Below are 19118 nucleotides of genomic sequence, written 5' to 3'. Positions count from 1 at the left end.
AAACCAGCTGGAATCCATCGTGTTGCCGACCATAAAATCGCGGCACGCAGGCAATAGTGAATATTCGATTTGCCAAGATCAATTGGCTGGCCTGTATGATCCGCACCGGCGATGCAAAATCGAAGCGGAGGCGATGCAGCATGTTGATGGCCTTGATCGCGGTTCTGACACAAGGCGCGGTGGAGCCTCCGCGAACGATCAATGGTATCGAGCTGGGGGCTGCAGAGCGCTTTGCCACCCCGGGACCAGCAACCGTGTGCATGTCGGAAATGGTTATCGCCCTGCGAGAGGGAGAAACCGCTTTTCTGGCATATAGCGGCATTCATAGCGGCCGCATCCGGCTGGTCCGCAAAGATGGCAGATTTGCGGAATTTGCCGTTGGCGATGCCTGGCGCGACGCCCGTCGGGCGGGGCAAGGGCCGGTGTTTCGCAAGGCAAGCATGCGAATCTATCTGACAACGGACGGCCAAGACATCCGCTATCAACTCCACGATGTTCCCCGGACGGAATGGAGCGATGGCAGCGCAAGACCTCTGATCAGCATCAGCGGAAGCGCGCTGGTGGGCAATGCTGCCGACGATGATCTGCTGCAGCGGATATCTTTCGACTGGGACCATACGGTGACATGCGATCGATCTTACAACTACGGTTGGAGCGTAATCATGGGATATGATCCCATCGATGCCGGTCCGTCAGAGACAAGCGGGACTGATGCCATTCCTGCGGCAGAAAATGATACACCATGAACGCCACCCTGACCGATGATCAGCTGGCCATGCAGGATATGGCCCGGCGCTTCACCGCTGAGCGGATTACCCCGCATGCCGCCCGCTGGGACGAGGAGCATATCTTCCCGCGTGAGGTGATCCAGGCGGCGGCAGAGCTGGGTTTTGCCTCCATCTACGTGTCCGAGGCTGGCGGCGGCAGCGGGCTGGGCCGGGTCGAGGCGGCGCTGATCATGGAAGCCATGGCCTATGGCTGCCCGGCAACCAGCGCCTTCCTGTCGATCCACAATATGGCCGGCTGGATGATCGACCGTTTCGGATCGGAGGATCTGAAGGCGCGATATCTGCCCAGGCTGGTGACGATGGACTGGATGGCCAGCTATTGCCTGACGGAGCCGGGATCGGGATCCGATGCCGCCGCGCTGACCACCCGGGCGGTGCGCGATGGCGACGACTGGGTGGTGTCCGGCACCAAGCAGTTCATTTCAGGCGCCGGGGTCAATGATCTCTATCTGACCATGGTGCGCACGGGCGGTGACGGGTCCGATGGCATATCTTGCCTGGCGATCGAAAAGGACATGCCCGGCGTCAGCTTCGGCGTGCCCGAGCGCAAGCTGGGCTGGCACGCCCAGCCGACCGCATCCGTGATGCTGGACAAGGTGCGCGTGCCGGCGGAAAACATGGTCGGCCGCGAAGGCGAAGGTTTCCGCATTGCGATGCAGGGGCTGGATGGCGGGCGGATCAATATCGGCGCCTGTTCGCTGGGCGGGGCGCAGCGCTGCTTGGATGAAGCCCTGAACTACACTCGTGACCGGCGCCAGTTTGGCCGGGCGATCGCCGAGTTCCAGAACACCCAGTTCACCCTGGCCGATATGGCAACCGAGCTGGAGGCGGCGCGCGCGCTGCTCTATCTCGCCGCCGCCAAGGTGACGGACAAAACCCCGGACAAGACCCGCTTTGCCGCCATGGCCAAGCGTTTTGCCAGCGATACCGGCAGCGCGGTAGCCGATCGGGCGCTGCAATTGCACGGCGGCTATGGCTATCTGATGGATTATCCGGTTGAGCGGTTCTGGCGCGATCTGCGCGTACATTCGATCCTGGAAGGAACCAATCAAATCATGCGGCTGATCGTGGCGCGGGACCTGCTGAAATCATGAGTGACGAACTGATTGCCCGCATCGAAGGCGGCGCCGGGCGCATTTCGCTGAACCGGCCCCGCGCACTGAATGCGCTGACGCATGCCATGTGCGCCGGCATTTCCGCCACGCTGCAGCAGTGGCGCGCCGCAGAATCGGTGCAGGCCATCATCCTGGATCATGCCGAGGGGCGCGGTTTCTGCGCCGGGGGCGATGTCGCCGCGGTGCGCCGTTCCGTGCTGAAGGATGGCGGATCGGCAGGCCGCGCCTTCTTCCGTGCCGAATACCGGATGAACCATTTGCTGTTTACCTATCCCGTGCCGATCGTGGCCTTCATGGATGGGGTGACGATGGGCGGTGGGGCCGGGCTGGCGCTGCCGGCACGCTATCGCGTGGCGACCGAAAACACGCTGTTCGCCATGCCGGAGGGGGCGATCGGCCTGTTCCCCGATGTCGGCGCGGGCTGGTATCTGCCGCGCCTGCCCGGCCGGATCGGGGTGTTTCTGGCGCTGACAGGCGCGCGGCTGGACGGGGCGGAATGCCTGTGGGCCGGGATTGCCACCCATTATCTGCCAGCCGAAAACCTGGCCGAAGCCAAGACCCGGATCGCCGAACATCCGGGCGAAATCGGCGCCATTCTCGATTCGCTGTCCATCGAGCCGCCGCCCGCGCGGCTGGCGGGCAATTCCGAACGGATCGACCGGCTGTTCGGCCCCGACACGCTGGAAGGGATTCTGTCAGCTTTGGCGGCGGACGACAGCAAATGGGCGGGCAAGGAATGGCAGGCCGTCGCCACCAAATGCCCGACCAGCGCCAAGGTGGCGCTGCGCCTGTTGGCGGAAAATGCCGGCCAGGCCGATTTTGCCCGCGAAATGGCGCGCGAATACCGGATTGCGGCGCATATGATCGCACGGGCGGATTTCGCCGAAGGGGTGCGCGCGGTGCTGGTGGACAAGGACAACGCCCCCCAATGGAACCCCGCGCGCCCGGAAGATGTCAGCGATACCATGATCGACGCGATCTTTGCCTCCCTGCATGAGCGGCAGGGCCACGACCGGCAGGGGCATGATGGGGAATGGAGCCCCTTCCCCGCGACAGCACCTTAGCACCGGCAAAGAATTTCTGCCCGGCGCACACCTTGCGCCGGGCCCCCGGCGGGGGCAATTGCCCGGCCATGACACGTCTGACCCATCTGCAGCGGCTGGAAGCCGAAAGCATTCATATCATCCGCGAAGTGGTGGCAGAGGCGCAGCGCCCGGTCATGCTCTATTCGGTGGGCAAGGACAGCGCGGTGATGCTGCATCTGGCGAAGAAGGCGTTCTATCCCGCGCCGCCGCCCTTCCCGCTGCTGCATGTCGATACGACCTGGAAATTCCGCGACATGTATGCGCTGCGCGACAAGGCCGCGCGTGATGCCGGCATGGAATTGCTGGTGCATCACAATCCCGAAGCGCAGGAACGCGGCATCAACCCGTTCGACCACGGCCCGCTGCACACCGATATGTGGAAGACGGAAGGGTTGAAGCAGGCGCTGGACAAATACAGCTTCGACGCGGCCTTCGGCGGCGCGCGCCGGGACGAGGAAAAGAGCCGCGCGAAGGAGCGCATCTTTTCCTTCCGCACGGCATCGCATGGCTGGGATCCGAAGAACCAGCGGCCGGAGCTGTGGAACCTTTACAATGCGCGCAAATCGCGCGGCGAGAGCATCCGCGTGTTCCCGATCAGCAATTGGACCGAGCTGGATATCTGGCAGTACATCATGGCCGAGAATATCGAGATCGTGCCGCTGTATCTGGCACAGATGCGCCCGACGGTAGAGCGCGACGGCATGCTGCTGATGGTCGATGACGACCGTTTCCCGCTGGCCCCGGGCGAAGAGCCGGTGATGCGGTCCATCCGGTTCCGCACGCTCGGCTGCTACCCGCTGACGGGCGCGGTGGAGAGCACGGCCGCCAATCTGGCCGAAGTGGTGCAGGAAATGCTGCTGACGACAACCAGCGAACGGCAGGGCCGCGCGATCGACAAGGATGAAGGCGGGGCCGGCATGGAGAAGAAGAAGCAGGAGGGCTATTTCTGATGGCCGATCATGCCGTGAACGATGCAGGCGCCGAACCGGTGTACAAGACCGACGCCCTGATCGCCGAAGACATCAATGCCTATCTGGAAATGCACCAGAACAAGGAGCTGCTGCGCTTCATCACCTGCGGCAGCGTGGATGATGGCAAGAGCACGCTGATCGGGCGGCTGCTGTATGATTCGAAGATGATCTTCGAAGATCAGCTGGCCGCGCTGGAAGCGGACAGCAAGCGCGTGGGCACGCAGGGCGGCGAGATCGATTTCGCGCTGCTGGTCGATGGCCTGGCCGCAGAACGCGAACAGGGCATCACCATCGATGTCGCCTATCGCTTCTTCGCGACCGAAAAGCGCAAGTTCATCGTGGCCGACACCCCCGGCCACGAACAATATACCCGCAACATGGTGACCGGCGCTTCCACCGCCGATCTGGCGGTGATCCTGATCGATGCGCGCAAGGGCGTGCTGACGCAGACGCGGCGGCACAGCTTCCTGGCCCATCTGATCGGCATCCGGCACATCGTGCTGGCCGTGAACAAGATGGATCTGGTCGGGTATGATCAGGCCGTGTTCGACCGGATCGTGGCCGATTACAGCACCTTTGCCACCAGCATCGGCATCACCGCCTTCACCGCGATCCCGATCAGCGGGTTCAAGGGCGACAATATCACCCTGGCCCCATCGGCCAGCACGCCGTGGTATTCCGGCCCCAGCCTGATCGAGCATCTGGAAGCCGTGCAGATCGAAAGCGCCGCCGCGCAGGAACGCCCGTTCCGCATGCCGGTGCAATGGGTCAACCGCCCCAATCTGGATTTCCGGGGCTTTGCCGGGCTGATTTCTGCCGGTTCGGTCAAGCCGGGCGATGCCATTCGTGTGGCATCGTCGGGGCGGACCAGCACCATCCGTTCGATCGTGACCATGGACGGCCAGCTGGATGAAGCCGTGGCCGGCCAGTCGGTAACGCTGACGCTGGATGACGAGATCGATTGCAGCCGTGGCGATGTGATCGCGATTGCCGATGCCCCGCCCGAAAGCGCCGACCAGTTCGAAGCGACCATCGTGTGGATGAGCGACGAGGCACTGACGCCCGGGCGCGGGTACTGGCTGAAGCTGGCGACGCAGACGGTGACGGCCACGGTCGCGGCGCCGAAATATGAAATCGACGTCAACACGATGGAGCATCTGGCGACCAAATGCCTGTCGCTGAACGCGATCGGCGTGGCCGAGGTGACGACCGACCGGGCCATCACCTTCGAACCCTATGCCGACAGCCGCGAGCTGGGCGGGTTCATCCTGATCGACAAGATCACCAATGCCACCGTGGCGGCGGGGATGATCCATTTCAGCCTGCGCCGGGCGCAGAACATCCATTGGCAGGCGCTGGAAATCAGCCGCGCGCAGCATGCCGCGATGAAGGGCCAGCAGCCAGCGGTGCTGTGGTTCACCGGGCTTTCCGGATCGGGCAAATCGACCATCGCCAATATGGTCGAAAAGAAGCTGCATGCGAACGGGCGCCACACCTTCCTGCTGGATGGCGACAATATCCGCCACGCGCTGAACAAGGACCTGGGCTTCACCGATGCGGACCGGATCGAGAACATCCGCCGCGTGGGCGAAGTGGCCAAGCTGATGACCGACGCCGGGCTGATCGTGCTGACCGCCTTCATCAGCCCGTTCCGCGCCGAGCGGGAACTGGTGCGATCGATGATGCCTGAGGGCGAATTCCTGGAAATCCACATCGACACCCCGCTGAGCGTGGCGGAAGAGCGCGATGTGAAGGGCCTGTACAAGAAGGCGCGATCGGGTGAGTTGAAGAACTTCACCGGGATCGATAGCCCCTATGAGGCGCCCGATGCCCCGGAAATCCGCATCGACACCACGCAGACCACGCCCGAAGAAGCGGCGGAGCTGATCGTCAACCGGCTGCTCGGCGCCTGGGCCCCCGATCTGTGACGAGCGCGGTTGCGGGCGACCTGCCGGATCTCGAGCTGGCCGAACGGCTGGCGCGGGAGGCCGGGCAGATCCTGCTGCAGGTGCGCGCGAGCGGGCTGTTTTCGGGAAAGGCGCTGGGCAAGGCCGGCGATCAGGTGGCCAACCAGTTCCTGATCCATGCGTTGGCGGCGCATCGGCCCGATGATGGCCTGCTGTCCGAAGAAAGCTGCGACACGCGCGAGCGGCTCAACCATGAACGGGTGTGGATCATCGATCCGGTCGACGGCACGCGCGAATATGGCGAATGCCGTTCCGACTGGGCCGTGCATGTGGCGCTGGCCGTGAATGGCCGCGCGGCGATCGGCGCCGTCGCCCTGCCCGGACTGGATGGCGGCGTGATACTGAGCGGCGACGTGGCCCTGCCCCCGCCCGCAGCGATCCCGCCGCATGATGGCGCGCCGCGCCTGGTGGTCAGCCGCAGCCGCCCGGCCGCCGAGGCACTGGCCGTGGCGGACCGGATCGGCGGTATCTTGCTGCCGATGGGTTCGGCCGGGGCCAAGGCCATGGCCGTGGTGCGCGGGGAAGCCGATATCTATCTGCATTCGGGCGGGCAATATGAATGGGACAGCTGTGCGCCGGTGGCCGTGGCGCAGGCCCATGGGCTGCATTGTTCGCGCATCGATGGCAGCCCGATGCTCTACAACCGGGAAGACACTTATCTGCCCGATTTGCTGATCTGCCGCCCCGAATGGGCCGAACAGGTGCTGGCGCTGATAGGCTAAGGAACGCTGTTCCTTGGCGTGACCCGCGCCAGCGTGCCTGATCAGACCATGGTTTCGGGCCGCACCAGCCGGTCGAAGGTCGCATCATCCACCAGCCCCAGCTTCAGCCCGGCTTCGCGCAGGGTCAGCTGCTGCTCATGGGCATATTTGGCGATCTTGGCGGCATTGTCGTAACCGATTTCCGGGGCCAGCGCGGTGACCAGCATCAGCGACCGTTCCACCAGATCGGTGATCCGCGCGCGGTTGGGTTCCAGCCCGTCGACGCAGCGGGTGGCGAAGCTGTCGGCGCCGACCGCCAGCAGATGGATCGAACGCAGCACCGCCGCGCCGATCAGCGGCTTGAACACATTGAGTTCCAGATGGCCCTGCAGCCCGCCGACGGTAACCGCCTGGTGATTGCCGATCACCTGCGCGGCCACCATGGTCAGCATTTCGCACTGCGTCGGGTTGACCTTGCCCGGCATGATCGAGCTGCCCGGTTCATTGGCCGGGAGATCCAGTTCCCCCAGCCCGGAACGCGGGCCGGAGCCGAGCAGGCGGATATCATTGGCAATCTTGGTCAGCGCGACCGCCGCGACATTCAGCGTGCCCGACAGATGCACCAGCGCATCATTCGACGCGAGCGCTTCGAACTTGTTGGGTGCGGTGCGGAACGGCAGGCCGGTGATGGCGGCGATTTCTTCCGCCACCGCGACATCGAAGCCCTCGCTGGCGTTCAGCCCGGTGCCGACCGCCGTGCCGCCCTGGGCCAGCAGCATCACGCCCGACAGCGCCTGGGCGATGCGTTGCCGCGCATCGGCCAATTGCTGGGCATAGCCGGAAAATTCCTGCCCCAGCGTCAGCGGCGTCGCATCCTGCAGATGGGTGCGGCCGATCTTGACGATATCGGTCCAAGCGGCGGATTTGGCGGCCAGCGCATCATGCAACCGTTCCAGCGCCGGCAGCAGTGCATCGGTCACCGCGCGGGCGGCGGCAATGTGGAGCGCCGTGGGGAAGCTGTCGTTGGAGGATTGCCCCAGGTTGACATGGTCATTGGGGTGGACCGGGCTCTTGCCGCCACGCTGACCAGTGATCGCTTCATTGGCGCGGCCGGCGATTACCTCGTTCGCGTTCATGTTGGACTGGGTGCCGCTGCCCGTTTGCCAGATGACCAGCGGGAACTGATCGTCATGCTGCCCGGCGATTACTTCGCCTGCGGCCTGTTCGATCGCATCGGCCACCGCGCCATCCAGACCCCCGGCAACACCGGGCGCCCGATTCACCCGCGCCGCCGCCTGCTTCACGATCGCCAGGGCGTGGACGATGCCGATCGGCATGCGTTCGGTGCTGCCGAAGGGGAAGTTTTCGATGCTGCGCTGGGTCTGCGCGCCCCAGTAAGCGGCGGCGGGCACTTCGATCGGGCCGATGCTGTCGGTCTCGGTGCGGGTGGCTTCGGGCGGGCTTGGGGTCATGTGTCGCTCCATGCAATGTCGCGCCCGCATTAATGCAACTAACTATCAATAGCTAGTTGCCAGGCAGTGGATGACCCTGTGCACAACTGCGGCACAGGCTGCGGGCAAAAGGGGAAATCCGGATTACAACTTGGGGTTATCCGCCTGCCACCGCACGGTCAGTTCGATGCCGCTGCCGAACGGCAGCAGCGCGGTCTGCAGATCGGGTTTCGCCTGCACCGCCGCGCGATATTCGCGCACTGAATCCCGCGCGCCTTCGGGGTAGATCATATTGTCGGACACGATCACGCCCTCTTCCGACAGCTTGGGATAGAAGGCTTCGAAGCAGGGAAGATAGAGCCCCTTCCACACATCCAGCAGGACCAGATCGAACGGGCCGGGATCGGCGGCGATCAGATCCAGCGCATCGCCTGTGCGGTATTCGACATAATCGGCGAGGCCCGCGCGGGCGAGCATGGCGGCGGAATATTCCTGCTTTTTCGGGTCGAGATCGATCGTGACCAGCCGCGATCCGCTGATCCGCGCGGCATCGGCCAGGAACAGGGTGGAATAGCCATAGCTGGTGCCCAGTTCCAGGATCACGCCGGGATCGCGCCCGATCGCCAGCGCGCGCAGGAAATTGCCCACCTGCGCGCCGACGGGGAGCAGGAATTCATCGCGCCTTTCGCCAAAGGCCCCGCGCGGCAGTTCCGCCGTCAGCGCCAGTTCGCGCTGATGGCGGGCCTGATATTCGGCGAAGACTTCGGCTGCGCGCGGATCGGCGAAGAAGGTGCTGTCTGTCATGACGACAGCCTAACACGCGACCGACAGACTACAACCGGGGCTGTCGCCTGCCCTTCCGGTCAGACAATCCAGGGCCCGGTGATGGCCAGCGTCTTGGCCGGGCTGTAGAGATTGACGAACAGCACCCGCCCATCGGGGGAGAAACAGGCCCCGGCCAGTTCGGTCTGCGTGCGCAGCCGGCCGAGCGGATAGGCGCGGCCATCGGGCGTGATCCCGCGCAGATGGTTGTCGACCACATCGGTGTACTGGTCTTCGCAGACCACCAGATGGCCATTGGGGGCCACGGTCAGATTGTCGCCATAGTTGAACTGATCGGTGCTGGTGCTTTCGAAGAACAGCTGCAGCGCATCGCGCCCATGCTGGCGCGGGCGCAGGCGGAAAATCTGCCCCAGTTCGGCCGCCCCGCCATTGGTGCAGCAGAAATAGACCTCCCCATCGCCCATATGGAGCCCTTCGCCGCGCGAGAAGATCGTCGCCCCGGCGGCGGCCCCGCGCAGGCGCAGATCGTCATCGGGCGCCTCCACATTGTCGAGCGTGATCCAGCGCGCGCCCAGCCATTCGCCCAGCGTGACCTTGGCGCCGCCGCGATTGCTGCTGTCGGCAATGCCGTCGATCGCCAGTGCCTGCAGCACGCCGCCTTCGGCCAGCCGGCCGGGATGGGTAGGGATGAAGCGATAGAACAGCCCGTCGTTGCGGTCTTCGGTCAGATAGGCGATCCCGCTGGCCGGATCGACCAGGGCTGCCTCATGATTGAAGCGGCCCATCGCCTTCAGCGGCACGGGATCGACCGGGCCGGTGGCGGCGGCAGGCACTTCGAAAACCCAGCCGTGATCCTTGTTGGCGCGCGGGCCGGGGCGGGTCAGGTCTTCCTCGCAGGTCAGCCAGCTGCCCCAGGGCGTGCTGCCGCCGGCGCAATTGCGGATCGTGCCGGAGAGCGAGCGGTGCTGCCGCTCGACCACCAGCGTCTGCGCATCCAGCACGATGGTGGTGGTGCCGCCGGGCAGCGGTATCAGGCTGCGCGCAGCCGTGTCATAGGCTGGGCCGGTGGCGCCGCCACTGTCATGCTGGGGCTGCAGTTCATGATTGCGGACCAGCGCCAGTCGGCCATTGCCGAGATCGAAACAGCCCATGCCATCGGCGCGATCGGGAACGGTGCCTCCGTCGCTCATTGCATCGCCCAGGCTGGAGATCACGCGATAGGAAAAGCCCGCCGGCAAATCGATCAAGCCGGCAGCATCGGCCTGCAGCGCGCCATATCCGGCCGGCCCCGCAGCGCCAGCGACGCCACCGATCGCACCGCCGCGCATGCAGCCGCTGGCCGACAGCGCAGCGAAGGCGGTGGCCGTGGCACGGAGAAACTGGCGGCGATCGGCAATCATACACACACTCCTGGCAGCCGCCATGCGGGCGGCCGACACTGCCTGAATAGGCATCCGGCAGGCGCCGTGCAGCCCATCCATGACGCGATTATGACACGCGCCTGCGGCTTGCCCGATGGGTGTGGCCGCAAAGCCGCAGCAGTGTTACCCGAAGCTGACAACCGATTCACAATTGTCGCAAACGGAGCCACAGGCTGGACCCTGCGCAAATTCGTCATATATACCGGACGATATGGAAAAGACCGCCACCAGAGGCCGCCCCCGCGAATTCGACGTCGAACAGGCGCTCGGCGCTGCGCTGCGCGTGTTCTGGGACAAGGGCTATGAAAGCGCTTCGCTGACGGATCTGACCGATGCGATGGGGATCACCCGCCCCAGCCTCTATGCCGCATTCGGCAACAAGGAGGCCTTGTTCAAGCGCGCGCTCGATCTCTACGAGAGCGAAAAGCTGAACTACATCCATTGCGCGGTGACGGCGCACACGGCCAAGGAGGTGGCCCGCCGGCTGCTGGAGGGCGCGATCGACACCATGACCGGTGAGTGCCGCGGCTGCATGCATGTGACCGTGTCGGTAATCAACGATGCCAATTCCGTCAGAGAAGAGGTGCTGGCGCGATCAAACTCCTGTTTCGACGTGATCACTGCCCGGATGCAGCGCGCTGCTGATGAAGGGGATTTCACGCAGAACACCGATGTTGCAGGCCTGACCCGCTATCTCGTGGCACTGGTGCAGGGCATGGCGGTGCAATCCGGCCAAGGGGCGACGCGCGCCGAGCTGACCCAAATCATGGACACGGCCCTAGCCCAATGGCCCAGCCGCTGAGCGGTAAACCGCTCTATTTACGCTGCAATGCAAAAAAATATCGACCGGTATAAAAATATCGCTTGATTTCCCCGCCCCCTTTTAACACTTAGCGGTACAGAATTTCCGGTAAGCGACACATCGCACGATGTGCGTCCGGAGGGGTTCAATTCATATTTTCCCGCCCGGTTCGCCGGTCGGGCTGGTGACAGGGCATGACGCTGCGACCGGAAGACATCTTCCGGGCAGATCGTGTTGCGCCTGTCGCATGGCCGGGCAACCGGCGGGGCAAGGGATCGCAGATGACCGATTTGAACGTGACCGATCAGCACGCAGCCGACACAGCCGTGCATGACGAGCAGATCCGGCGGCGGGGCATTCCGCGGCTGGTGTGGGTGGTGGTGCTGATTGCCGCTGTTGCCCTGGCCTGGTTCCTGCTGCGCGGCGGCAATGCCCCGCCCCCGCAGATGGGCATGCCGATGGTCACCGTGGCCACCCCGCTGCAACGCGAAATCACCGAGTGGGACGATTATGTCGGTCGTTTCGAGGCCAGCCGCAGCGTGGAACTGCGCCCGCGCGTATCGGGCGAAATTACCGCCGTGCTGTTCCGTGACGGGCAGTTTGTCCAGAAGGGGCAGGCGCTCTTCACCATCGATTCCCGCACCTATCGCGCGGCCCTTGCCGAAGCGCAGGCCGGCGTTGCCACCGCGCGGAGCGATCTGGCGCTGGCCAATGCCGATCTGAGCCGGGCGCTGCGCCTGGTCGCAGATGACGCCGTGGCCAAGAGCGAAATCGATGCCCTGCGCGCCCGCGTCAATGCCTCGCAAGCCGCCCTCGCCGCCGCACAGGCCCGTGTGCGCAGCCGCAGTCTGGATGTCGAATTCACCACCGTGCGCGCGCCGCAGAGCGGGCGCATTTCCGATCGCCGCGTCGATCCGGGCAATCAGGTATCGGCCGGTGAGGGATCATCCGCCACACTGCTGACCACCATCAATGCCGTCGATCCGGTCTATTTCACCTTTGACGGTTCTGAAGGGCTGTTCCTGAAGGCGCAGCGCGCCGGGGCCGATCGCGGCACCGAAGTGCAGATCCGCCTGCAGGACGAAAGTGATTACCGCTGGAACGGCACGCTGGATTTCACCGACAACGGGCTGGATCCCCGGTCCGGCACGATCCGTGCCCGCGCACTGGTGCGCAATCCGGACAATTTCCTGACCCCGGGCATGTTCGGCAATATGCGCCTGGCCAGCGGCGCGAAGGTGAATGCCCTGCTGGTGCCGGAAACCGCCGTGCAGACCGACCAGACGCGCAAGCTGCTGCTGGTGGTGGACAAGGACGGCAAGGTTGCCGCCCGCGATGTGACGCTGGGCCCGGTGATCGATGGGCTGCGGGTTATCCGCAGCGGTCTCAATCCCACCGATCGCGTGGTGATCGAAGGTACGCAGATGGCCTTCCCCGGATCGCAGGTGAAAACGCGGGTCGATCGCATCACCCCGCCGCCACCGGCCCCGAGCGCGACCGCCCCCGTGAACCTGCCTGCGCGTGAAGCCACGCTGGCGAACTGATCGCCGCCCAGCCTCCACGCGCCCACTTTTTTCCGGAGCCAGCAGCCATGCGCCTGTCCCGTTTCTTCATTGATCGACCGATATTCGCAGCGGTGATTTCCATCATCATCACGCTGATCGGTGCGATTGCCTATTTCACCCTGCCGGTATCGCAATATCCCGAAGTCGTGCCACCTACGGTGACGGTTACCGCCACCTATCCGGGCGCCTCGGCCGAAACCGTGGCCGATACGGTTGCCAATCCGATCGAACAGCAGATCAACGGCGTGGACGGGATGCTCTATCTGTCCAGCCAGTCGACCGGCGACGGGCGGGTGACGATCACCGTCACCTTCGAACAGGGCACCAATCTGGATGATGCGCAGATCCTGGTGCAGAACCGGGTCGCGATTGCCGAACCGCGTCTGCCGGAAGAGGTCCAGCGACTGGGCATCGTCACGGCCAAGGCGTCGCCGGACTTCCTGCTGATCGTCAATCTGATTTCCCCCGATGGATCGCTGAGCCGCGAATATATCTCCAACTATGCGCAGACCCGGATCAAGGACCGGCTGGCCCGTATCGACGGCGTCGGCACGGTCGAGCTGTTCGGTTCGCGCGAACTGGCGATGCGCGTGTGGATCGATCCGGGCCGCGCCGCCGCGCTGGGCCTGACCGCCGGCGATATCGTGTCCGCCCTGCGCGCCCAGAACGTGCAGGTGGCCGCCGGGACCCTGGGCCAACCGCCCAGCGGCAATGCCGCCTTCCAGCTGAATGTCGAAACCCAGGGCCGCTTCACCGATCCCGAACAATTCGCCAAGGTGGTGGTGCGGACCGATGAAGAAGGGCGCCAGGTCCGCGTCGGCGATGTCGCGCGGGTGGAAATCGGTGCCCAGGATTACGGAACCTCCGCCTATCTCGATAAGCAGGAATCGGTGATCATTCCGGTCACGCAGAAGCCCGGCTCCAACGCGCTGGCCGCATCCGACGCGCTGATTGCAGAAATGGACGCCATCGCGGCCGATTTCCCGCGCGGGCTGGAATATCGCATCGTCTACAACCCCACCGAGTATATCCAGGAATCGGTCGATGCGGTGGTGACCACCTTGCTCGAAGCCGTGGTTCTGGTGGTGCTGGTCATCATCGTCTTCCTGCAGAAATGGCGCGCCTCGATCATTCCGGTGCTCGCCATCCCCGTCTCGCTGATCGGCACCTTCGCGGTGCTGGCCATGCTTGGCTATTCGCTCAATAACCTTTCCCTCTTCGGCCTGGTGCTGGCGATCGGGATCGTGGTCGATGACGCGATCGTGGTGGTCGAAAACGTCGAACGCAATCTGGAGGCGGGGCTGTCCCCGCTGGAGGCCGCGCGTGTTTCCATGGACGAGGTTGGCGCTGCGCTGATCGCGATCGTGCTGGTGCTGTGCGCGGTGTTCGTGCCGACGCTGTTCATCGGTGGCCTGTCGGGCGCCTTCTATCAGCAATTCGCCGTGACCATTTCGGCCGCGACGGTGATCTCCCTGATCGTTTCTCTCACCCTCTCCCCCGCGCTGTCCGCCCTGCTGCTGCGCAAGCATCAGCATGCACCCGATGGCGCCTATTGGCAGCAGATGGCCGAACGGGCCGGCGGCGCCTTCAACCGCATGTTCGACCGGTTCAGCGAATCCTATGGTCGCTGGACTGCGAAGCTGGTCGCCATGCCCAAGCGGATGATGGCCATCTATGCCGGGCTGATCGCGCTGACCGGCGCGGTCATGGCCTGGACCCCGACCGGCTTCATCCCGCAGCAGGATCAGGGCTTCTTCCTGACCGTGATCCAGCTGCCGGCCGGCTCCAGCGCCGCGCGTACCGATGCGGTGATGAAGCGGGTGGCCGATCGCGTGCTGCCGCTCGAAGGCGTCACCGGGGCGGTCATGCTGTCAGGTTTTGACGGGACATCTAGCACGCAGGCGACCAATTCCGCCGTTGCCTATTGGGTGCTGGACAAGTTCAAGACCCGTCAGGCCAATGGTCTGTCCGTCGATGCGCTGATGGCCGAAGCCCAGAAAGCCACCGCCGATATCAACGAGGCCCGGCTGATGGTCATCAAGCCACCAGTCATCCGGGGCATCGGTTCGGCCGGGGGCTTCCGCATGATGGTGCAGGATCGCGATGGCGAAGGCCCGCGCGCGCTGCAGCAGGTCGCCAATGCCGTGATTGCCAAGGCCAATGGCGCAGAGGGCATGGCCGGGGTCTATACCTTCTTCGACACCGGCACGCCGCGCGTGCGCGCCGATATCGATCGCGACAAGGCGCAATTGCTCGGCGTTTCCCCCGCCCGCATCTTCGAAGCGCTGGAGGTCTATCTCGGTTCGGCCTTCATCAACGACTTCAACCTGCTCGGCCGCACCTATCGCGTGACCGCCCAGGCCGATGCGCAGTTCCGGGAAACCCCCGCGGACATCGCCAATCTGCAGACCCGGTCCGAAAACGGCGCCATGGTTCCGCTGGGATCGGTCGCCACGCTGAGTGACACCACCGGCCCCTATCGCGTCGAACGCTACAATCTGGCTCCGGCCGTGGCGGTAGACGGGGATACGGCACCGGGCTTTTCCTCCAGCCAGTCGCTGGTGACGATGGAGAAGGTCGCCGCCGAATCCCTGCCGCGTGGATATGAATTCGAATGGACCGATCTGGCCTATCAGCAGAAATATGCGGGCAGCACCGCCACCATGGTGTTCGGCCTGGCCGTGCTGCTGGTGTTCCTGGTGCTGGCGGCCCAGTATGAAAGCCTAGTCATGCCGCTGGCGATCATCCTGATCGTGCCCATGTGCCTGCTCGCGGCGATGCTGGGCATTAATCTGCGGGGAATGGACAACAATGTGATGACGCAGATCGGATTGATCGTGCTGATTGCCCTTGCGGCCAAGAACGCGATCCTGATCGTCGAATTCGCCCGCCAGGCCGAAGAGCTGCACGGGATGAGCCCGGCCAATGCCGCAGTGCAGGCAGCCAAGACCCGCCTGCGCCCGATCCTGATGACCAGTTTCGCCTTCATCCTGGGGGCGGTGCCGCTGGTGATCGCCACTGGTGCGGGGGCGGAACTGCGCCAGGCGCTGGGGACGGCGGTGTGCTTCGGCATGCTGGGCGTTACCGGATTTGGCCTGGTCTTCACGCCCACCTTCTACGTCGTGTGCCGCGCCCTGGGCGATCGGCTGGCCCGGCTGCGCGGGGCCAAGTCCGGCCCTGCCCCCCACATGATCCCTGCGGAGTAATTGGCAGATGACCCTGCGCCCCCTTTCCGCTCGCGCTTTTGCCAGAGTGACCCCCGCCCTTTCTGCGCTGGCGCTGGCCGCCTGCGCCGCCGGGCCCGACTATGTCGCCCCCGTGGCCCGCCCGGTAACCGCCGGCAGCTTCATCGCTGCCGGTGCGCCGCCGGTCAGCGCCAGCCCGTTGCCCGCCAATTGGTGGCAGATGTACAATGATCCCGTACTGGACGGGCTGGTGCGTGATGCGCTGGCGGCCAATACCGATGTGCGCCAGGCCCTGGCACGGATCGACCGGGCCCGTGCCGGCCTGCGCGGGGCCGGCGCCGATCGCCTGCCGCAGACCGCCATCAGCGCCAGCAGCAATTACAACCGGCTGCAGCAGTTCCAGGCCTTCCCCGGCATGTCGCGCGAAACCTGGATGCATGATGCAGGGATCGACATCTCTTACGAAGTCGATCTGTTCGGCCGCGTCGGCCGCAATGTGGAAGCCGCGCGGGCCGATCTGGCCGCCAGCCAGGCCGATGCCGATGCGGTGCGCGTGATCGTGGTGGCGGATACCACCCGCGCCTATGCCGATGCCGCATCCAGCGCGGGCCAGCTGCAGGTCGCGCGCGATATCGTCGCTTTGCTCGACCAGTCGCTCGATCTGACCCGCCGGCGGCATGACGCAGGGTTGGAAAGCGGGCTGGGCGTGGCACAGATCGCCACCTTGCGCGATCAGCGCGCCGCCGACATTCCCACGCTGGAGGCACAGCGGCAGGCGGCGCTGTTCCGGCTTGCGACCCTGACGGGCAGGGCCCCGGTGGAATTGCCGGCCATTGCCGCCGAACGCAGCGTGGCGCTGGAGATCCGCCAAGCCATCCCGATCGGTGATGGGGCCGCGCTGCTGGCGCGCCGGCCCGATGTGCAGGCGGCAGAGCGCCGTCTGGCGGCAGCAACCGCCCGCATCGGTGTCGCCACTGCCGAGCTTTATCCCAAGATCAGCCTGGGTGGATCGATCGGATCGACCGTGCTCGACATTGGCGACATCTTCACCTCCGGTCCGATACGCTGGGCATTGGGCCCGCTGCTTAACTGGACCTTCCCCAATTCCGAACCGGCCCGCGCGCGTATTGCCGGGGCGGAGGCGGATACGCAGGAAGCGTTGGCCGCCTTCGACGGCACAGTGTTGCTGGCGCTGCAGGAAACCGAAACGGCGCTATCCAATTATGGCCGGGCGCTGGAGCGGCGGCGTGTGCTGCAATCGGCGATCGACAATGCCGAACGCGCCGCGCGCATCAGCCGCGCACAACAGCGGGAAGGTTCGATCAACACGCTGGCCCGGCTGGATGCCGAACGGACGCTGGCCGATGCGCGGGCAAACCTGGCTGCCCAGGATGCACAGGTGTCGAGCACCCAGATCGATCTGTTCCGCGCGTTGGGCGGAGGATGGGCCGAATCGGCGATGCCCACGGCGAAATAGGGCCGGGTGGAGCCGGGCTCTCGGCCTTTGTTTACACCCGAGATAATAGGCGGGCCTTTGGACCGGTGGACCTAAGACACGGAATGCAGAGACTGTTTTTCTGGCGCCGATACTTGGGGGCGGTAAAACTCCGCCCCACTTGTGTTTCACGCGGGGACAGATTGTATTATCGCCTTGTCGGCGGCCGTTTCTAAAATAGCGGTTAACCTTATCCGTTGCACAAGCAGGCAACGACAACTGCTTCCCAGAGAAACCCATGAACCGTATCCTTGCCTACACGCTTCCTGTTGCCGTGATGCTGGCTGCCACGCCGGTGCTGGCCAACACCAACCCCATCGGCGGCATTGATGTGCTGAAGACCTGGAACCTGGTGGTTCTGGGCGATCTCACCTCTTCCTCCGAAGTGGAAGGCCGCACCTTCGTCGGCGGCAATCTCAACGGCAATTCCTCGAATTACCAGATCCGCACCCTGCCCACCTCCAGCACCGGCACCCCCGGCCTGACCGTGGTTGGCGACGTAAACGGCGGACACAAGAATCTGAACAATGGTTCGGGCGCGATCGTGGGCGGCAACGTCAACAGCGGGTTCAACCTGAATGGCCCGGCGCAGACCGTCCAGGTTGGCGGCACCATCCGCAACACCAATGTCAATCAGAACACGGTCAATTCGGGCCTGGCCACCAGCAGCCCGGGTTTCACCCAGAACCTGCAGCAGCAGAAGAGCCTGATCGAAACCTCGATGAAGGGCCTCAGCTATGATCTGAGCCAGCAGACCGCCAACAGCCAGCTGGCGATCAGCGGCAATCGCGGCACCTTCAACGCAACGCCGAATGCCGATGGCGTAGCGGTGTTCAACATCACCTCCGACGATCTCAACCGGATCGGCGAAATCCAGTTCAACCTGAATGGTGCAGACACGGCGATCGTCAATGTTGCCGGCGCAGCGATCAATCTGAACGACAACTTCCTGGGCGGCACCCAGAACCTGGGCGAACATGTCATCTGGAACTTCCCGGATGCCACGAACCTGACCGCCACGACCGCCTGGGGCGGATCGGTGCTGGCGCCCAAGGCATCAGCCACCACCGGCAATTACATCCAGGGTTCGGCCGTGTTCGGCAACCTGCTGCAGAACGGTGAAATGCACATCGGCACCTATGCCGGCAATTACACCGCCCCCTCGACCCCGCCGACCACTTCCAGCGGCGGCAACACCTCGAGCGGCGGCACGCAGGTTCCGGAACCTGGCATGCTGGGCCTGACAGCACTGGCGCTGGGCGGCCTGCTCTACATGCGTCGCCGCAAGCGTCGCGCAGTCTGAGGCACAGTGAGGCCGGCAGCCGAACGAGGCTGGCCAACCTCCTGATCGCCAAAAGCCCCGCTGGCAGTCCCAAGAGACCGCCAGCGGGGCTTTTTGTTGCGCTGCCAGGCGCATTGGTGATCGCCAAGCTTACTTCATGAACGCTTGGCGATACTGCCCTGCATGTTGAAACTGCGCTCAGTGCCGAGCAGAGCGACACAGCCCATAATCATCAGCTGCTGCGGCATGCTGCAGTTGGGGATGCGCATCTCTGCCTGAGCCACAGGCCCCGGGGTGTGAAGCTGACCACAGCTGGGCCAGCAATTGCCTGATGGCTGAAAGACGTTGCAACGGCTCAGCGCGGCGATCTGACAGCCATTCAACCCCGAACGCGTATAACCCCGCGAGCTTAAGCTTGCGGGGTGAGCGTGTATCGATGTGTAGTAGATGGTTGCGGGGGTTGGATTTGAACCAACGACCTTCAGGTTATGAGCCTGACGAGCTACC

The 19118-nt window shown here is 64.5% G+C and carries 15 protein-coding genes; 11 read left to right on the top strand and 4 right to left on the bottom strand.

Going from position 1 to position 19118, the window contains the following annotated elements:
* The first annotated feature begins 56 nt into the window (after window positions 1-56).
* Genes GRI97_RS13760 through GRI97_RS13735 form a run of 6 tightly spaced genes read left to right on the top strand, consistent with a single transcriptional unit; the run spans window position 57 to window position 6648 of the window.
* Window positions 57-746, top strand: coding sequence for a hypothetical protein (locus GRI97_RS13760; protein WP_161391798.1), 690 nt, complete (start codon window positions 57-59; stop codon window positions 744-746).
* Window positions 743-1882 carry an acyl-CoA dehydrogenase family protein gene (locus tag GRI97_RS13755; RefSeq protein ID WP_161391797.1) on the top strand — a complete coding sequence of 380 codons (1140 nt, stop codon included), beginning with the start codon at window positions 743-745 and terminating at the stop codon, window positions 1880-1882. Before GRI97_RS13760 ends, GRI97_RS13755 begins: the two co-directional genes overlap by 4 nt.
* Window positions 1879-2967, top strand: coding sequence for an enoyl-CoA hydratase/isomerase family protein (locus GRI97_RS13750; RefSeq protein WP_161391796.1), 1089 nt, complete (start codon window positions 1879-1881; stop codon window positions 2965-2967). Before GRI97_RS13755 ends, GRI97_RS13750 begins: the two co-directional genes overlap by 4 nt.
* On the top strand, window positions 2937-3938 hold the full coding sequence (gene cysD / locus GRI97_RS13745) for a sulfate adenylyltransferase subunit CysD (protein WP_268891208.1): 1002 nt from the start codon (window positions 2937-2939) through the stop codon (window positions 3936-3938). Before GRI97_RS13750 ends, cysD begins: the two co-directional genes overlap by 31 nt.
* Window positions 3938-5887, top strand: coding sequence for a sulfate adenylyltransferase subunit CysN (gene cysN / locus GRI97_RS13740; RefSeq protein ID WP_161391794.1), 1950 nt, complete (start codon window positions 3938-3940; stop codon window positions 5885-5887). The genes cysD and cysN overlap by 1 nt, the downstream gene beginning before the upstream one ends.
* Entirely contained in the window at window positions 5884-6648 is a 765-nt protein-coding gene (locus GRI97_RS13735; protein WP_328598564.1) for a 3'(2'),5'-bisphosphate nucleotidase CysQ, read from the top strand. Before cysN ends, GRI97_RS13735 begins: the two co-directional genes overlap by 4 nt.
* Before the next feature lie 41 nt (window positions 6649-6689).
* Here GRI97_RS13735 and fumC read toward each other — a convergent pair whose 3' ends face one another.
* The 3 genes from fumC to GRI97_RS13720 form a co-directional block, all read right to left on the bottom strand.
* Window positions 6690-8099, bottom strand: coding sequence for a class II fumarate hydratase (fumC, locus tag GRI97_RS13730; RefSeq protein WP_161391793.1), 1410 nt, complete (start codon window positions 8097-8099; stop codon window positions 6690-6692).
* Window positions 8100-8222: 123 nt separating this feature from the next.
* The gene (locus GRI97_RS13725) at window positions 8223-8882 is read right to left on the bottom strand and encodes an O-methyltransferase (protein ID WP_161391792.1); all 660 of its coding nucleotides are present in this window, start codon (window positions 8880-8882) and stop codon (window positions 8223-8225) included.
* Between the two features lie 59 nt (window positions 8883-8941).
* Window positions 8942-10261 (bottom strand): alkaline phosphatase PhoX, encoded by a 1320-nt coding sequence (locus GRI97_RS13720; protein ID WP_161391791.1) that lies wholly within the window; start codon window positions 10259-10261, stop codon window positions 8942-8944.
* Window positions 10262-10493: 232 nt separating this feature from the next.
* Between GRI97_RS13720 and GRI97_RS13715 the strand changes: the two genes are divergently transcribed.
* The 5 genes from GRI97_RS13715 (at window position 10494) to GRI97_RS13695 (ending at window position 18632) form a co-directional block, all read left to right on the top strand.
* Entirely contained in the window at window positions 10494-11084 is a 591-nt protein-coding gene (locus GRI97_RS13715) for a TetR/AcrR family transcriptional regulator (protein ID WP_161391790.1), read from the top strand.
* 281 nt (window positions 11085-11365) lie between these two features.
* On the top strand, window positions 11366-12628 hold the full coding sequence (locus tag GRI97_RS13710; protein WP_235917849.1) for an efflux RND transporter periplasmic adaptor subunit: 1263 nt from the start codon (window positions 11366-11368) through the stop codon (window positions 12626-12628).
* A 47-nt stretch (window positions 12629-12675) separates the two neighbouring features.
* Window positions 12676-15855: an efflux RND transporter permease subunit gene (locus tag GRI97_RS13705; RefSeq protein ID WP_161391789.1), complete on the top strand. Its 3180-nt coding sequence runs from the start codon at window positions 12676-12678 to the stop codon at window positions 15853-15855.
* A 7-nt stretch (window positions 15856-15862) separates the two neighbouring features.
* Window positions 15863-17311 (top strand): efflux transporter outer membrane subunit, encoded by a 1449-nt coding sequence (locus GRI97_RS13700; RefSeq protein ID WP_161391788.1) that lies wholly within the window; start codon window positions 15863-15865, stop codon window positions 17309-17311.
* Window positions 17312-17567: 256 nt separating this feature from the next.
* Window positions 17568-18632, top strand: coding sequence for a choice-of-anchor A family protein (locus GRI97_RS13695; protein ID WP_161391787.1), 1065 nt, complete (start codon window positions 17568-17570; stop codon window positions 18630-18632).
* A 134-nt stretch (window positions 18633-18766) separates the two neighbouring features.
* Here GRI97_RS13695 and GRI97_RS18655 read toward each other — a convergent pair.
* Window positions 18767-19118, bottom strand: a 352-nt coding sequence (locus GRI97_RS18655) for a hypothetical protein (protein ID WP_235917848.1), incomplete at its 5' end; no start/stop codon positions are given.

The organism is Croceibacterium xixiisoli, assembly GCF_009827305.1.
Lineage (GTDB): Bacteria > Pseudomonadota > Alphaproteobacteria > Sphingomonadales > Sphingomonadaceae > Croceibacterium_C > Croceibacterium_C xixiisoli.
The sequence above is the reverse complement of the archived record's forward strand: the minus strand, read 5'-3'. Positions and strand labels throughout refer to the sequence as shown.

Excerpts from the sequence above, each read along its gene's own strand:
- cysN (WP_161391794.1), top strand. The coding sequence starts at position 3,938 with ATGGCCGATCATGCCGTGAACGATGCAGGCGCCGAACCGGTGTACAAG.
- GRI97_RS13755 (WP_161391797.1), top strand. The coding sequence starts at position 743 with ATGAACGCCACCCTGACCGATGATCAGCTGGCCATGCAGGATATGGCC.
- GRI97_RS13750 (WP_161391796.1), top strand. The coding sequence starts at position 1,879 with ATGAGTGACGAACTGATTGCCCGCATCGAAGGCGGCGCCGGGCGCATT.
- GRI97_RS13700 (WP_161391788.1), top strand. The coding sequence starts at position 15,863 with ATGACCCTGCGCCCCCTTTCCGCTCGCGCTTTTGCCAGAGTGACCCCC.
- GRI97_RS13725 (WP_161391792.1), bottom strand. The coding sequence starts at position 8,882 with ATGACAGACAGCACCTTCTTCGCCGATCCGCGCGCAGCCGAAGTCTTC.
- fumC (WP_161391793.1), bottom strand. The coding sequence starts at position 8,099 with ATGACCCCAAGCCCGCCCGAAGCCACCCGCACCGAGACCGACAGCATC.
- cysD (WP_268891208.1), top strand. The coding sequence starts at position 2,937 with ATGGAGCCCCTTCCCCGCGACAGCACCTTAGCACCGGCAAAGAATTTC.
- GRI97_RS13695 (WP_161391787.1), top strand. The coding sequence starts at position 17,568 with ATGAACCGTATCCTTGCCTACACGCTTCCTGTTGCCGTGATGCTGGCT.
- GRI97_RS13720 (WP_161391791.1), bottom strand. The coding sequence starts at position 10,261 with ATGATTGCCGATCGCCGCCAGTTTCTCCGTGCCACGGCCACCGCCTTC.
- GRI97_RS13715 (WP_161391790.1), top strand. The coding sequence starts at position 10,494 with ATGGAAAAGACCGCCACCAGAGGCCGCCCCCGCGAATTCGACGTCGAA.
- GRI97_RS13710 (WP_235917849.1), top strand. The coding sequence starts at position 11,366 with ATGACCGATTTGAACGTGACCGATCAGCACGCAGCCGACACAGCCGTG.
- GRI97_RS13705 (WP_161391789.1), top strand. The coding sequence starts at position 12,676 with ATGCGCCTGTCCCGTTTCTTCATTGATCGACCGATATTCGCAGCGGTG.